The following is a 15,444-nucleotide window of genomic DNA, read 5'->3' as shown; positions in this document are numbered from 1 at the left end:
GCCAGTGGAGACCTCGGGCGTTGCACGTCCTAGTGATGGAACCCCGATGCCTCTTTGCTCGTGAGCGACTCCTGAATCGGATGCGCGTCGATATGGCTCAGGGCCGCCTTCATGTGATCGACGAGCAGCGTGCACAGGTCGCGACTCACGCCGTTGCGCACCAACACCCTCTGGATCGCCTGGTCTTGACAATTCGCCGGCAAGGTATAGGCCGGCACCTGCCAGCCGCGGACCCGGAGCCGATCGGCCAGATCGAACAGGGTGAAACCCGGATCGGTGCCGTCGATGAGCTTCCAGGACACCGCCGGGATGCCGCGCGCCATGTCCCCGCCGAAGACGATCTCGAACGGCCCCATCTTCGCGATCTCCTCGGCCAGGTATTCCGCGCTGCGATAGCAGGCGGTATGGACCTTTCGGTAGCCCTCGCGCCCGAGGCGCAGGAAGTTGTAGTACTGACACACGATCTGCCCGGCAGGCCGCGAGAAGTTCAGCGCGATATCGCGCATGTTGCCGCCGAGATAATTCACCCAGAACACCATGCTCTCGGGCAGATCCTGTTCTTCGCGCCACAGCACCCAACCTACACCGAGCGGGGCGAGGCCGAACTTATGGCCCGAGGCGTTGATCGAGCGCACCCTCGGCAGGCGGAAGTCCCACTCCAACTCGGGTGCGCAGAAGGGGGCGAGGAAGCCGCCGCTGGCGCCGTCGACGTGGATCGGAATATCGAGACCTGTGTCGGCCTGGAGTGTATCCAGCGCATCGCTGATCGCCTTCACCGGCTCGAACTCTCCGGTGAAGGTCACGCCCAGCGTCGGCACGACGCCGATGGTGTTCTCGTCGCAGCGGCTCAGGACCTCTTCGGGCGTCATCAGGAGCCGGCCCTTATCCATCGGGATTTCGCGGTGCTCGATATCCCAGTAGCGGGTAAATTTGTGCCAGCAGACCTGGACCGGCCCGGTGATCAGATTGGGCTTGTCGGTGGGCTTGCCCTCGGCACGGCGACGCGTCTCCCAGCGGCGCTTCATGGCCAGCCCGCCCAACATGGCGGCCTCGCTGGAGCCGGTGGTGGAGCAACCGACCGCCTGCTCGCCGGCAGGTGCGTTCCACAGACCGGCGAGCATCTGCACACAACGTGATTCGATCTCGGCCGTTTGCGGATACTCGTCCTTGTCGATCATGTTCTTGTCGATGCAGTCATCCATCAGTCGATGGATCTCGGGCTCCTCCCAGGTCTGGCAGAAGGTCGCGAGGTTTTGACGCGAATTCCCGTCGAGCATCAGCTCGTCGCGGACCGCGGCATAGATGCGTCGCGGATCGCGTTCGCCATCGGGGAAGGTCGACTTCGGGAGCCCCGTGGCGAGCTCGGTCGAACCGTAGGTCTCGTCGTTGGCATTCTCGACCTCGTCGTTCAGAGGATCCCGATCGCTGCGACCCGTTGGCGTCTTGACGTCCTGCTTCGGCATCGTTGAATACTCCTCGGCAATGGAAAAGGGGAAAATCGAACCCCCGACGATATCGGCCGCTCGGCCGAACAATCGACCGAGCGGAACGACAATCTACTGCTTCAGTGCGGAAATTCCGTTGAGTGGGAGATAACGTGTATGCATGGCCGTTTGGTGAACCGGTGAATCAGAACATCAGCGTTGCGCGCAGCGACAACGCCCAGACGCTGTCGCGTCCGGTGTCGGTGGCCGGATTGCGGATGTACTGCACGTCCGGCGTCAGGAGCAATCCACCAAAGAACTCCCAGTTCCAGTACGCTTCCACAACCTGTTCGTCCCGAGTACCCGGTGGATTCACAGGTGAGCCTGCCGCTTCGGCATATCCGATCGCCAAGCCGATCTGGTCCAACCTGCTGCGACCGAGCGGATTGTTCATGGCCCCGCCAATCGCGTAGGAGGCCCGTATCGGTGTCTGGTAGCCCCAAGCGCCGTTGGCGCGACCGAAGATCGCCCAAGTGTCGTTTAGGTTTTGGCTGGCGTTGACCGACCATCCGGTGCTGCTGTTGGGCTGCGCCGGTACCTCGGGCACATCGTAGTAGGTGAATGCATATTGTGCGGTGCCTAGACCATGAAACGTTGGCGTCCATTGTGCGTATCCGAACCACGCGAGGTTGTCTTCGCCAAAACCAGTGGTTGTGATGTCCGCACCGGTGATGTCGGTCGCATTCTGGAAGCCACCGGCAAGCTGGACCGTACTGGTCAGGTTGACTTGCGTGTAGGCGCCAAGACCGGCGGTCGGGTAGGTCGAGCTGCCGTTCTGAGCGAACACGTAATTGTTGAAGTTCTGCTGCTGATCGGCCAGATACGGGTTGCCATCGAAGTTGTAGAACGGATACTGACCGATCGACAGCAGCAGCCTGTTGCCGGGCAACGCATGGGTATAGGTCAGTTGCGGGAAGGAATCCTCCCCGTTTCCAGGGAAGTCATTGATCGGCGTAATGATCCCGAGAGTGTCGGCGATGTCTGCCGCAGTCTGGCGCCAAGGGTATTGCACCCAGGTGTAGGCCACCTGCAAGGAGCCCGCACCAAATGTCTCGCTGTGGAACATCGCCCAATCCAGTCCGGGCGTTGCCAGGATCTGCCCGGCCGTCGAGCCGCCGTCAGGCGTGCCCCATTGCTGCAAATAGCTCACCGGCATGCTCCACGACAGGCCGGTGTCCTTCTTGACCCGGTTCTTGAAGCCTGAGTAGGCGCCATAGGCGCCGGTGAGGTCGCGGTTCAGCGCTTCCCACCAGGTTGCTCGCTCGATGCGATCGTGCAGACGGCCGATCTTTCGGACCTCGGAGACGTCGGTCGTTCCCAACAGGGGGGGTTGCCGGTCATTGGCCTGCGCGAGTGCAGGTGTCCCGACGACGATCAGCAGAATTCCGGCGACGTGCCTTAGCATCACGAGACTCCTTACTCTATGATCGAGACGCCCCCGCAGCTCGATGGTCGCGATGCCGATCTCGGAGGACGGAATCGTTGCCGCAATCGCGAGGTCGTGTTGACGTCAAGTCAGCGAGATCGACAATGCGTGGACGGCAACGGACGCTTCGTAGGGGCTGTCGCGTGACCTGCAACAGGTTGCGATCCAAGCTAAACCGCGTCCAGAGCGAGATGCTCACGTTCGAGTGAGTTCAACGTCTTGTGCGTCCACCGCCCCTTAGCGGAGACGCGGTTTAAAATTGTATATTTTTTGATACCTTAAACCGCGCCGGCTCCGGCAATGATCGGAGCCGGCGCGGCCAAGCCAATCGGACACACTACGCATACCGCGCTGGGCGCAGTTCAAGCGATTGATAAAATAGAAGCGATCAAAAAAGTGGCTGTTTCCGTCGATGTGCAGATCAAAGGTGCGCGCATCGGTCCGAATGGTTTGCGATCCCGACCGACCGTAGAATCGACGCAAAACACGTGTACCCTGCGGCATCAGCCACGCAAGCGGTCACGTCGATCATCAATGGGTCCATAGCCTTGCCTCTCCCGCACATTTTCCAGCGGGCGGAAACGCGCGTCAATGTCCTAAATTGGATAAAAATTGCCTCCAGTCCCCCAGTCGCGCTGCTCCATTCATGAGTGATGTCCAAAGGCATGTTCCGAGATAGTGTCGATTTACCGAGGAGGTTGGATCCCGATGAAAGCGCAGACGCAGGTCCTAAGCGAAACCATCGAGGCGATTTACGCGGCAGGTCTGAACCCTGAGCGATGGCCTCATGCGTTGGAATGTATCGGAGACTATTTCAATGGGGAAGGCAGCATCATCCTGTTCTACGAAACCCAGTCGACGTCGACCTTTATCTATCCGGAAAAGCTGCGCTCGGCAGTGAACATCTACTTGGATGAGCAGTGGTGGAAGCGTGATTTACACGCGCAGCGCGCGATCGCCTTGAACATGCGCGGCTTCGAGGTGATGAGCGATCAAACCGTCGCAAGCGAATCGGAGATACGGAGTCATCCGATCTACACGGACTTTTTTCGGCGCGTGGGCTTCGGGTGGCTGATGTCCTGCATCATCCTCCCGGATCGTCACGATCTGGTCGTGGTGTCGGTGCCGAGAGCCAAAGCCAAGGGACCCTTTACCTCCGAAGAAATGCAAACCTTGGGGCTTCTCGGGCGACACGTCGAGCAGTCTTTGCGGATCTCGTTGCGCCTGTCGAACATGGGAAGCATGGAGACAGCCCTGAAACAGGCACTCGACGCCATTGATGCAGGCATGCATACGCTGAGCGCGGACTGCCGCATCCTATTCAGCAACCGAGCGGGCCAATCCCAATTCGAGGACTATTTCTATAATGACGACGGATACTTGATAGCGAGGGTTGCCGGCGAGCGAGAGAAGCTCGAGAACTACCTCGCCAAAGCCCACCTCGCCATATCGGAGTGCAAGGCACCGAAGCCCTGCGTGCTGATCGGCACGAACGGAGCCCAGCTTGTCGTGTGGGCAACTCCTGTCGGCAATGATGCGCGCGCGAGCTTCGGGCGCTGGTCCGCCCCAGCGACTATCGTGTTTGCGACGCCGCTCATGCGTGATACGCAGGTTGATCCGGTGGTGCTTCGAGACTGCATGGATTTGACCATTAGCGAGGCCAGGCTCGCATCCCTCATCGGTTGCGGCATGCCAATTGAAAAGGCTGCCGAGAAACTGGGGATTACGGTTGGAACAGCTCGGAATGTACTCAAGACCGTATTTCGCAAAGCCGGGGTGAATCGTCAAGTGCATCTTGCCCTAAAGATTTACAATCTAGGACGAATATCGTTGGATTGAAACCCGCGAGGTGAGCGGACGAGCCGCATGCGTGGCAGGCCGGAGATATTGGCAGGTCGCAGAAGGGTCAACGTGTGCTCAGTCATTGATCGCCTCCGGTGATACCTTGCCACGAAAGATCCAGTAGACAACCGCGGTGTAGACCATGATGACCGGCAGCACCACCAGGCCGATGCCGTAGAACAGGAAGCTCAGCGAGGAGGTTGGAGCCGCGGCCTGCTCGACAGTCAGGTGATAGGGGACGATCCAGGGCCAGAAGCTGCCGGCGAGCATCGCGAACGCGGTGACGAACAGCGCCGAGGCCATCAGCCAGGGCTGCCAGTCACGCCGCGCCTGGACACCGCGCCAGAGACCCCAGGCGGCGGCGCTGGCGAGCAGCGGAAACGCAAACAGCCAGGGCTGCGCGAGCCAGCGTCGGACGACCTCGAAGTCCCCGACGAGCGTTGCGGTCAGGGCCAGGACGACGACACCGATTACCCCCGCCAGGAGCCGCGGCAGCCAAGCATAGGCCCAATCGCGCAGGCCGCCCTCGGTCTTCAGCACCAGCCAACCGGCGCCGAGCAGCGCGTATCCGACGACTAACCCAAGACCGCAGAGGACTGAAAAGGGACTGAGCCAATCGAAGGGGCCGCCGATGAAGCGTCCGTCCTGGACCGCGATCCCGGCCACCATGGCGCCAATCGCCGCGCCCTGTATAAACGCGGCGATCACCGAGCCGAGGACGAAGCCCAGGTCCCAGAGCCAGCGGTGGCGCTTGTCTTTATAGCGGAACTCAAAGGCGACGCCTCGCAGGATCAGGGCCACGAGCAGAAGCGCGACCGGCAGGTAAAAGGCCGCGAGGAAGATCGCATAGACCACCGGGAAGGCGCCGAAGAGGGTGGTGCCGATGAGCACCAGCCAGGTCTCGTTGCCATCCCAGACCGGCGCAATGGAGCCCATCATCTGCTGGCGGTGCGTCTCGTCTCTGTCGAGTGCGAAGAGGATGCCGACCCCCAGGTCGAAGCCATCGAGCAGCACATAGACCAAGATCGCAAAGGCCAGCACCACGCTCCAGAATAACGGCAGCGAGAAAGAGATGTGCTCGATCACGTTACGCCTCCGTCGAGGCCGGGTCTGTGGTGAGGTTGCGCGGCCCCGGGTTCGGCGCTGTTGCCTTCCGTATCGCCCGCCGCTTGGCTGCTGGAATGGGGCCGCCTACCGCGAGTGGTCGACCTGGATTGAGGTCACCGAGCGCTGCCGGCCGAGCGCGAGACGATGGGCCGCCTTCCGACTCAGGCCCATCCTCGAGCGGCCCCTCGCGCAGGAGTCGATACAGGTAGAGGGTGCCCGCCGAGAAGATCAGTGCGTAGACCAGGAAATAGGCGGTCAACGAGGCCAGCGCGGCGCCGCTCGACAGACTCGGGGTAACGGCCTCGGCGGTGCGCATGACCCCATAGATGACCCAGGGCTGCCGGCCGACCTCGGCGGTGAGCCAACCGGTGAGCACGGCGATGAATCCGCTTGGCCAGGCAAGAAAGGTCGCCCGGAGGAACCAGCGCGGCCCCGGTGTCGGCCCGCGAAAACGACCACGGAGCGTCAGCCAGAGGCCGACCCAGGATAACGCCAGCATTACCAAGCCCAACCCGACCATGATGCGGAACCCATAGAAGGGGATCAGAAAGGGCGGGCGATCATCCGCCGGCACCGTCACGATGCCGGGCTCTTTTGCGGTGAAGTTACCCTGATCGACGAAGCTGCCGAGAGCGGGCAACGCGATCTCGAAGCGGTTGCGCTCTTCGGCAATGTCCGGCCAGGCGAACAAAATCAGTCGCGCCGGCTGTTCGGTCTGCCAGCGCCCCTCGATGGTGGTGAACTTGCCGAGTTGGTGCTCGGCCGTGTATTCGCCGTTGAGATGGCCGAAGAGGATCTGGGCGGGGATCAGCACTGCGGCGATGCCAAGCCCCATGCCGAGCATGACGCGCGCCTCGCCAAGGTGTCGGTCGCGCAAGAGATACCAGGCCCCGGTGGCCGCAACGCAGAAGGCCGTGGTCAGGTAGGCGCCGAGCAGCATGTGCGGGAATCGGACCCAGAGCACCGGGTCCAGCAGGATCTCTGCCCAGTCCCGCGGCGTGAAGATGCCGTCAACCAGATCGTAACCCACCGGCACCTGCATCCAGCTGTTGTTGGCCATGATCCAGAACGCCGAGAAGGTTGTGCCGAGTGCGACCATGAGGGTCGAGAGGAAGTAGGCCCACCTGGGCACCCGGCCGCGACCGAACAGCAAGACGCCGAAAAAGGTCGCCTCCAGCAGGAAGGCGGTGAAGGATTCGTAGGCCAGCAACGGCCCCTGAATCGGGCCTGCGCGGGTCGAAAGCTCGCCCCAGTTGGTGCCGAACTGGAAGGCCATCACCAGCCCCGAGACGACGCCGAGGCCGAAGGCAACAGCGAAGACCTTGAGCCAGAAGTCGAAAAGGCGCCGGTAGAGAGTACGACCGGTGACGAGCGACAGCCCTTCCAGCGTCGCCAACCAGGCCGCGAGGCCGATGGTGAAGGCTGGAAAGATGATGTGAAAGGAGGCGGTAAAGGCGAACTGCAGCCGCGAGACCGAAACGGGATCGATATCCATGATGGCGCCTTGCGAAGTCGATTAGCTGAAGCTGTCCGCTCATCTGAATTGTCCAGTCGGCGAACGCGACTGGACGGGCATGGTTAGATTTTGACTGTCTCGGCAGACCATTCGGCCAGCGGCAGTCCCCAGTTCGGCATGCGGCCATGGTTGGCGAAGAACATTTCCTTATAGGCCAACTTCTGCGCATAGGGCAGATGTCCCATCCGCAACTCTTGGATATCGCCACCGAACCATGAGGTCGCGTGGATGTAGAAGGCCTTGCCGCCTCCCATATCCCCGATGCAGACAACCGCCGGCATCCATGGCTTATCGGCCTCCTCGGGCGTCATCTTGCCGACCCGCTTGGCGATCTGTCGACCGACGACCTCCGTCTCCTGATGGCCGATTGCGCCGAGCTTCGGGACCGTGAGCGCGGCGGCATCGCCACAGGCAAAGACCTCCGGGTAATCGGGATTGGACATCTGCATGTCGGTGACGATGAAGCCGACCTCATCGGCAATCGGCAGGCACTTCAGGAATGCGTGGGGCTTCCAATTCGGAAAGACGATCTTCAACTCGGCCGGCAATTGGCGGCCGTCACGGAACTCGATCCCATCCGCGGTGAGTCGCTGGATGCCTTCGGTCTTGTTGACGTACCCGAAGCCCATCTTGCCGGCGACGTCGAGAAGTTGCCCGACGACCTTCTCGCCGGCATCTTCCGCGATCAGTCCAGCCGGCGTAAACATGGTGATGTTTTTGGCGCTGCCCTTGCCGTGCTGGGTCAGCCAATGGGCCAGCGCCAACGAGACCTCGACCGGTGGCCCCTCGCAGGCCGCCAGGGCAGTCTTGAGCCAAGCGGGCCGCCCCCGCTTGCCCTGCTCGAAGCGATCGGAGCCGACCACGATTGGTCCGCCCTGATAAGCGTTCCTAAGGTAGCTGATCAGCCGGTTCGCATGGAAGGCATCGGTGACGGTATGCCCATATTCGGCGAACCCCTCGATCTCGTCGAATGCGAGTCGAGCGCCAAGGGCGATCACCAGAAAATCGTAAGTCAGATCATAGGCCGGCGCGCCGGGCCGTTCACTCGGACGCACCTCGACCCTCCGGCTCTCGAGATCGATCCCCAGAACCTCGGCCTGCTGGAAGCCGATCGCATCCCGGGCGAGGGTCTCGACGAGAGGCATGTTCATCGTCACCGCCGGATCGCGGCCCTCGAAGATCTCGAGCGGAATATTCGGGATATAATCCAGATAGGCTTTACGATCGATGACCGTCATCGCGACCGAGTCGCCGGCGCAGTCCCTGATCTTCTGGGCTGCGCCGAGGCCTGCGAAGTTGCCGCCGAGGATTAACACGTGAGGTTTATTTGCCATCGTTATTCGCTCCGGTCATGGTCGCTGATCGAAATTTCTATCGTTGGCCGTAACACACGCGACGATTGATTGATGCCTGAACCTGCGCGAGGGCATGTCGCCACGGCGCTCATCAACGCCCGCTTTAGCGCATCATATCAACAGTGCCCGACCGTCCAGTAAGCGAAGCCTCTCGACGCCGAAGAGATCACCAATCAGCATGACCAGATGGTCGACCGAGATCGGCTCCTCGTTTCACGATCATCGTTCAGCATGGGAGAGCGCGCGTCAATGTCCTATTTTGGATAAAGATCGCCCCTGGATACCCACTCGCGCTGCTCCATGCTCGAAGAGCCGGAGACACGTGTGGGCGTAACGTGACTGACGACCCGAGCGCGCCGACGATCGTTACCGCACCATCTGTCGCGCCGGCCCGGAACACTCACTCTTCGGCCCGTTGTCGCCGGGCGATGCTGCCTGGCGAGCGCAGGCCGCTGAGATCAGGCCGCAGCTGTTCGAATCTCTGCCGCGGATTCCGAACCTTGACCTCACCCAGCACCACAGCTATCGTATTCATTCAGCGTATACCTAACGATCAGCGGCGCTTGGCGTTCCCGCTCGTTACAGAGAAATCGGAGCCGCCGTGCGATGACGGAATGGTTGTTATCGACAGTTCGCGACAATGTTGAAATCCCGCTCTTTCTGTCGCTACTTATCGGCTATTCGGTTGGCCGGGTTCAGATCGCCGGCATCTCTCTGGGAGACGTGACCGCCACGCTGCTCGCCGCGCTGTTGATCGGTCAAATCGGCATCACGATCTCTGCCGATGTGAAGACCATCTTCTTCGCGTTCTACCTCTTTGCGGTTGGCTACAGCGCTGGACCGCAATTCGTGCGCGGCCTGTTTTCGGGCGGGTTTCAGCAGGCGCTTTTCGCCGCTTTGGTTTGCGTCTTGAGCCTTGGCTCCGTCTATCTGGTGGTCAAGCTTGCTGGCTATGATGTCGGTATCGCGGCAGGCCTTTATGCCGGATCCACAACGACGTCGTCGGCGCTTGGGCTGTCACAGACCGCAATTGAGCATTCCGCGCTTGCAGATTCCGTCAAAGCCGATAGCATCCACATGCTGCCCGCCGCCTTTTCAATCAGCTATGTCATCGGCACATTCGGCTCTGTCATCGTTCTTGGCCTTCTCGGTCCAAAGCTGCTTCGGATCGACCTCCCCGCGGCCTGTCGTCACTATATAAAACGTGTCGGTGGAGAAACGGATCGAAGCGGTCGAGGCACAGCATGGCACCAATTTGTCGCACGCGCCTATCGTATTGATGCTGATTCAGCAATGGTCGGGCTCACAATCGTGCAGGCCGAACACTTCTTTGAAAATCACCGCCTATTTATCGCACGTCTTCGTCGCAAAGACGCGATCATCGAAGCAACGACGGCCACTGTGCTCGAGGCAGGCGATGTCATCGCCATTTCAGGCTCGCGCAGCATCCTTCTGGAGAATGTCGGTCAAGTTCTCGCGGAAGTGGATGACCCGGAGCTTCTTGGTGTTCATGTCGAGGGCACTGACATCCTGATCACGGCGAAAAATATCCACAACCAGACGCTCGCTGAGCTCGCTCAACTGCCGGATACGCGCGGCATCTTCTTAACCGCGATCCGCAGAGGCGCGATGTCGGTGTCGATCCCGATTCTTCCAGACACAAGACTCTATCGCGGAGACGTGGTTTCGGTGATTGGCCGCCCGGCGGATATTTCGGCTATTGCCGGAAAACTCGGTTATCTCGACCGCGAGACCGAGCGTGCCGATATTGCCTTCATCGGTGCAGCGATCACCCTTGGTGCGCTGATTGGCGCGCTGACACTGAACGTTGGCTCGATACCGCTGACACTGTCCACGGCGGGCGGCGTGCTTCTGGTCGGCCTGCTCTTTGGCTGGCTGCGCTCTGTCCGGCCTGCTTTTGGTCGGGTGCCGCGGGCGACGACCTGGTTTATGAGCTCAATCGGCCTAAACATGTTTATTGCCGTTGTTGGTCTTAGCGCTGGCCCCGGCGTCATTGACGGGCTGAAAGAACTGGGGTATGTGTTTGTGCTGTGGAGCATCGCTGCAGCAGCCGTGCCCATGCTGCTATCAATCTATATCGGAAAGTATCTATTCCGCTTCGATGACGCGATCCTGTTCGGTTGTTGTGCGGGTTCACGCACCGCCGCCGCCGCGCTCAGCATGATTACAGACAAGTCGCAAAGCGACGTGCCAGCCATTGGCTATTCCGTCGCCTATGCGACCTCAAGCATCATCCTGACGCTGTTCGGCATTGTGATCGTGTTGCTCAGTTGAGCGCGGGTTGCGAGAGGGGTGCCGATGGCCCTCGCCCCGCATCTGTCCGACATGCCCCCACCCCGATCCATTGCTCCGCAACGCGCGCGAAGAGCAGAGGACAGTGCGCGCGGCTGGTCCGCCCTTTTTTCGGGCCTTGACCTCTCACCCCACCCAAGCAGCGCACCTTGGGGACTGGGTGACTGGGTGACCGTGGGACTAGGGGCGATCTTTATCCCATATAGGACATTGACGCGCACTCCCGCACGTTGGACGATGATTAAGAAACTGGTTCAGCATCAACCTGTGAAGACGATCAGGGCGACTCAGATTTCCCATCTGTCGTAATTGACAAGTAGGAAACTCTTCACATTAAATATTCCGGACTGGAACCTTCCGCAGAAGCGATTCTTCGGATCAATGTCCCTGATGCCTGGAGGGAGAAATGCACCTTACGCCCCGTGAGTTCGACAAGCTCATGATCCACATGCTCGCCGATGTCGCGCTGAAGCGGCAGGCGAGAGGCATAAAGCTAAACCATCCGGAGACCGTGGCGGTGCTCTGCCACTATGTTCTCGAGGGCGCGCGCGAGGGCAAGACCGTGGAAGAGGTCATGGATGGCGCGCGCTCTGTACTGACCTCGGACGAGGTGATGCCGGGGGTGCCCGATCTCCTGCCGCTGATCCAGGTGGAGGCGGTGTTCAGCGACGGCAGCCGTCTCGTCAGCCTCCACAACCCGATCACATAATGCCTTCCCGACCGGTTCGGAACTGCGTCCTACCAGACATGTGAGGAACGAGATGGCGACTGACTCCGATAAGCACCAGCATCCACAGCCCAACCATGAAAAGACGCAGCATAAGGCTGTTCATCCACTCGGCGGGTATGTGTTGAAGCGCGAGCCGATCGAGATCAATCCGGGCCGCCCGCGCACCGCGATAAAGGTCCGGAACACCGGAGACCGCCCGATCCAGGTCGGGTCGCATTTCCACTTCTTCGAGGTCAACCGCTACCTTCAGTTCGACCGCGAAGCCGCGTTCGGCCAGCGGCTCGACATTCCGGCCAACACCGCCGTCCGCTTCGAACCCGGCGACGAGAAGGAAGTCTCGTTGGTCCCCTTCGGCGGTAAGCGTTTCATCCTTGGCTTCAACAACCTTGTCGACGGTTGGACGGGAGACGGGCCGCACCCGGATTATCGCCCCAACCTCGACGCCGCGCTCGAACGGGCGTCGAAGCTCGGATTCAAGTCGATGGCGTCCGACGCCGACTCGGCGAAATCCAAACCGAAATCCAAGTAGATCGAGGGCGCTCCGATGACACAAATGTCCCGCCGCCAGTATGCGGATCTTTATGGCCCGACGAGCGGAGACAAGATCCGGCTCGGCAATACCGACCTCTACGTCGAGATCGAAAAGGACTACCGCGCGGTCTATGGCGATGAGTTGCAGTACGGCGGCGGCAAGACGCTGCGCGATGGCCTCGGGTCGGACAACCAGTTGACTTGGGAGGCCGGCTGCCTCGACCTGGTGATCACGAACGTGACGATCATCGACGCAATCCAGGGCGTGGTGAAGGCCGACGTCGGCATCCGGGATGGCAAGATCGTCGGCATCGGCAAGGCGGGCAACCCGTCGACCATGGATGGCGTCACGCCCGGCCTTACCACCGGAACGTCGACGGACGCGATCTCAGGCGAGCATCTGATCCTGACCGCGGGCGGGATGGACACCCACGTTCACTACATCTCGCCACAGCAGGTCTATGCTGCACTCTCGAACGGCATCACCACGCTCTGGGGCGGCGGTATCGGTCCTGTCGACGGCTCCAACGGGGTGACGACGACGAACGGCCCCTGGAACCTTGCCATGATGCTGCGCGCGGTCGAGGGCCTGCCGGTAAACTTCGGGCTTTACGGCAAAGGCAACTGCACTGGCCGCGCCCCTCTGGTCGAGCAGCTCAAGGCCGGGGCGGCGGGCTTCAAGGTCCACGAAGACTATGGTTCGACCGCGTCGGCCATCCGCTCGGCTCTAACGGTCGCCGACGATTTCGACGTTTCGGTCGCAGTCCACACCGACACGCTGAACGAAGGCGGCTACGTCGAGGATACCATCGCCGCCTTCGACGGACGGACGATCCACACCTATCACTCCGAAGGTGCGGGCGGCGGACATGCACCCGACCTCTTGAAGGTCGTCTCTCAGTCGAACGTGCTGCCAAGCTCGACCAACCCCACGCTGCCCTGCGGTCAGAACTCGGTGGCCGAGCTGTTCGACATGATCATGGTCTGCCACAACCTGAACCCGAAGATCCCGTCAGACGTCGCCTTCGCCGAAAGCCGTGTGCGCGCCGAGACCATCGTGGCCGAAAGCGTGCTGCACGACATGGGCGCGATATCAATGATCGGGTCGGACAGCCAGGCGATGGGGCGGATCGGCGAGAACTATCTGCGCGCGGTCCAGACCGCCGACGCGATGAAGCAGGCGCGCGGCAAGCTGCCGGAGGATGCGTCGGACAACGACAACTTCCGCGTGCTGCGCTACATGGCCAAGGTCACGATCAACCCGGCGATCGCTGCAGGCGTGTCGACCTACATCGGCTCGATCGAGCCCGGCAAGATCGCCGACCTCGTGCTTTGGGAGCCCGCCTTTTTCGGCGCAAAGCCAAAGCTCGTGGTGAAGGCCGGCGCTGTCGTCTGGGCGAACATGGGCGATCCCAACGCATCGCTGCCGACACCACAGCCGATGTACTATCGTCCGATGTTTGGCGCCTTTGGCGGCATGCTCGCCAGAAGCGGGTTCAGCTTTGTATCCCGCGCGGCAATCGACGAGAACATCGGCAAGAAGTACGGGCTTGAGCGTCCACTCCTACCGGTCACGCAGACCCGGGTTGTCGGTAAGCCGCACATGGTCCGGAACAGCTACATGCCGGAAATCGAGGTAAACCCGCAGACCTTCGCGGTCACGGTGGACGGCGAGCACGCGACCGTGCAGCCGCCCAAAGACATCTCGCTCAACCACCTCTATTTTTTTAGCTGATGCCCATGATCCTCGTCGAAACAATTGTCGGAAACTTGAAAGACCCCGAATGGAAAGGCGCCATCGACGGCGCCGAGATCGACATTTTTCCGCTGGACCAGTGGGAAGCGCAGAAAAGCAGGCTTCGGAAGAGCACGGTCGGCGGCGTGGAACTAGCGATGTCTCTCGACCGGACAAGTCACCTGCGTGACGGAGACATCCTGGTTTGGGATGAAGCCGCACGGAGAGCCATCGTCGCCCGCATTGACCTGAACGACGTCATGGTCGTGGAGATCGAAGGCGAAGCGTCGGCTGATCTCGAAACCGCGTCGCGTACCTTGTTCGAGCTGGGCCACGCGCTGGGCAACCAGCACTGGCCGGCAGTTGTGAACGGAACCCGTATCTTTGTGCCGGTTACGGTCGACCGCAAGATCATGGCGTCGGTCATGAAGACCCACGCCTTCCCGATGATCCGGTATGACTTTCGCCCCGGCCTGGAGGTCATTCCCTACATGACGCCGCACGAAGCCCGGCGGCTGTTCGGGGGCGCCAGCGCGCCGTCGCACGCCCACGGGCAAGGGCACGGGCACGGGCACGGGCACGATCATGGCCATAACCGCACTCACCACGGGCATGACCATTCGCATGACCACGATCACACGAAGGAGTCGGGCCAGGCCCATGAAGGCAATCGTGTCGCCTGACGGCAACCCGATCGAGCATCTGAGGGCTCGGCGGTCGATGGCCGATCTGCTGCGTCTGCTGCAGTTCGGCGACTCGGCGCTGCCCATCGGGGGGTTCTCGTTCTCAAGCGGTCTGGAAACGGCGACCGAAATCGGTCTCGTCCACAACGTCGAGACGCTGGAAGCCTTCCTCGATGCGGCCTTGCGGATCTCGGCTTCCGGCGATGGGGTGGGGCTGGTCTGTGCCTTCCGCGCCTTAGAGGCGCAGGACCTCGACGCGCTGTCCGCTGTGGACGAAGAGATCAACGCCCGGAAGCTGAACGAGGAGACTCGGCTCATGTCGGTGCGTATGGGGCGCAAGCTGGTCGAATTGTCGGCCCACGTGGTCGGTGACCCGATCAACGTGGAATGGCTGGGGCGCATCCGCGACGGCCGGACGCCGGGAACCCACCCCGCAAGCCTTGCGGCGACAAGCGCCGGTGTCGGAATTCGCTCCGACGAGGAGGCCTTCGCCCTTCTGAATTACAGCCTCGCCACGGCGATCCTCGGCGCGGCGCTTCGCCTGATGCGCGTCTCCTTCGTCGAGACGCAGAGCATCCTCTGGCGCAGCATGGAGAAGGTCCCCGAGGCCTATGCCGCCATCGAAGGCGCAACGCTCGACGACATGGCCGGTTTCGCGCCGGTGACCGATATCCTCGCGGCCTTGCACGTGAAGGGCCATCTACGAATGTTCATGAACTGAC

Annotated in this window: 11 protein-coding genes and 1 pseudogene; 7 read left to right on the top strand and 5 right to left on the bottom strand. The window is 61.3% G+C overall.

Features of this window, described 5'->3' with window-relative positions; genetic code table 11:
* Positions 1–29 precede the first annotated feature (29 nt).
* Together gad and BDD21_RS24200 are read right to left on the bottom strand one after the other, a co-directional pair.
* Positions 30–1,463, bottom strand: a complete 1,434-nt coding sequence (gad, locus tag BDD21_RS24205) for a glutamate decarboxylase (RefSeq protein WP_211335154.1) — start codon at positions 1,461–1,463, stop codon at positions 30–32.
* A gap of 166 nt (positions 1,464–1,629) precedes the next feature.
* Positions 1,630–2,889 (bottom strand): carbohydrate porin, encoded by a 1,260-nt coding sequence (locus BDD21_RS24200; protein ID WP_120799349.1) that lies wholly within the window; start codon positions 2,887–2,889, stop codon positions 1,630–1,632.
* Positions 2,890–3,618: 729 nt separating this feature from the next.
* On the opposite strand from BDD21_RS24200, the gene BDD21_RS24195 reads away from it, so the two are divergent.
* Complete coding sequence (locus tag BDD21_RS24195; RefSeq protein ID WP_120799348.1) at positions 3,619–4,749, top strand: helix-turn-helix transcriptional regulator; 1,131 nt, start codon at positions 3,619–3,621, stop codon at positions 4,747–4,749.
* 78 nt (positions 4,750–4,827) lie between these two features.
* On the opposite strand, the gene cydB is transcribed toward BDD21_RS24195, so the two are convergent.
* The 3 genes from cydB to BDD21_RS24180 form a co-directional block, all read right to left on the bottom strand.
* Positions 4,828–5,838 carry a cytochrome d ubiquinol oxidase subunit II gene (gene cydB, locus BDD21_RS24190; protein ID WP_245969791.1) on the bottom strand — a complete coding sequence of 337 codons (1,011 nt, stop codon included), beginning with the start codon at positions 5,836–5,838 and terminating at the stop codon, positions 4,828–4,830.
* 1 nt (position 5,839) lies between these two features.
* Positions 5,840–7,354: a cytochrome ubiquinol oxidase subunit I gene (locus tag BDD21_RS24185; protein WP_120799347.1), complete on the bottom strand. Its 1,515-nt coding sequence runs from the start codon at positions 7,352–7,354 to the stop codon at positions 5,840–5,842.
* An 83-nt stretch (positions 7,355–7,437) separates the two neighbouring features.
* Positions 7,438–8,709: an NAD(P)/FAD-dependent oxidoreductase gene (locus tag BDD21_RS24180; protein WP_120799346.1), complete on the bottom strand. Its 1,272-nt coding sequence runs from the start codon at positions 8,707–8,709 to the stop codon at positions 7,438–7,440.
* Positions 8,710–9,336: 627 nt separating this feature from the next.
* Here BDD21_RS24180 and aspT point away from each other — a divergent pair.
* From aspT to BDD21_RS24150, 6 genes and pseudogenes are all read left to right on the top strand, one after another.
* Positions 9,337–11,025 (top strand): aspartate-alanine antiporter, encoded by a 1,689-nt coding sequence (aspT, locus tag BDD21_RS24175; RefSeq protein WP_120799345.1) that lies wholly within the window; start codon positions 9,337–9,339, stop codon positions 11,023–11,025.
* Between the two features lie 424 nt (positions 11,026–11,449).
* A complete protein-coding gene (locus BDD21_RS24170) occupies positions 11,450–11,752 on the top strand; it encodes an urease subunit gamma (RefSeq protein ID WP_120799344.1) in 303 nt (100 codons plus the stop codon).
* Between the two features lie 139 nt (positions 11,753–11,891).
* Positions 11,892–12,170 (top strand): annotated as a pseudogene (gene ureB / locus BDD21_RS29135) (urease subunit beta); the annotation flags it as partial.
* Positions 12,171–12,317: 147 nt separating this feature from the next.
* Positions 12,318–14,039: an urease subunit alpha gene (locus BDD21_RS24160; protein WP_120799342.1), complete on the top strand. Its 1,722-nt coding sequence runs from the start codon at positions 12,318–12,320 to the stop codon at positions 14,037–14,039.
* A 5-nt stretch (positions 14,040–14,044) separates the two neighbouring features.
* Positions 14,045–14,722 (top strand): urease accessory protein UreE, encoded by a 678-nt coding sequence (locus BDD21_RS24155; protein ID WP_120800110.1) that lies wholly within the window; start codon positions 14,045–14,047, stop codon positions 14,720–14,722.
* Positions 14,700–15,443 (top strand): urease accessory protein UreF, encoded by a 744-nt coding sequence (locus BDD21_RS24150; RefSeq protein WP_120799341.1) that lies wholly within the window; start codon positions 14,700–14,702, stop codon positions 15,441–15,443. The genes BDD21_RS24155 and BDD21_RS24150 overlap by 23 nt, the downstream gene beginning before the upstream one ends.
* Position 15,444: the final 1 nt, after the last annotated feature.

This window comes from Thiocapsa rosea (assembly GCF_003634315.1).
Lineage (GTDB): Bacteria > Pseudomonadota > Gammaproteobacteria > Chromatiales > Chromatiaceae > Thiocapsa > Thiocapsa rosea.
The sequence above is the reverse complement of the archived record's forward strand: the minus strand, read 5'-3'. Positions and strand labels throughout refer to the sequence as shown.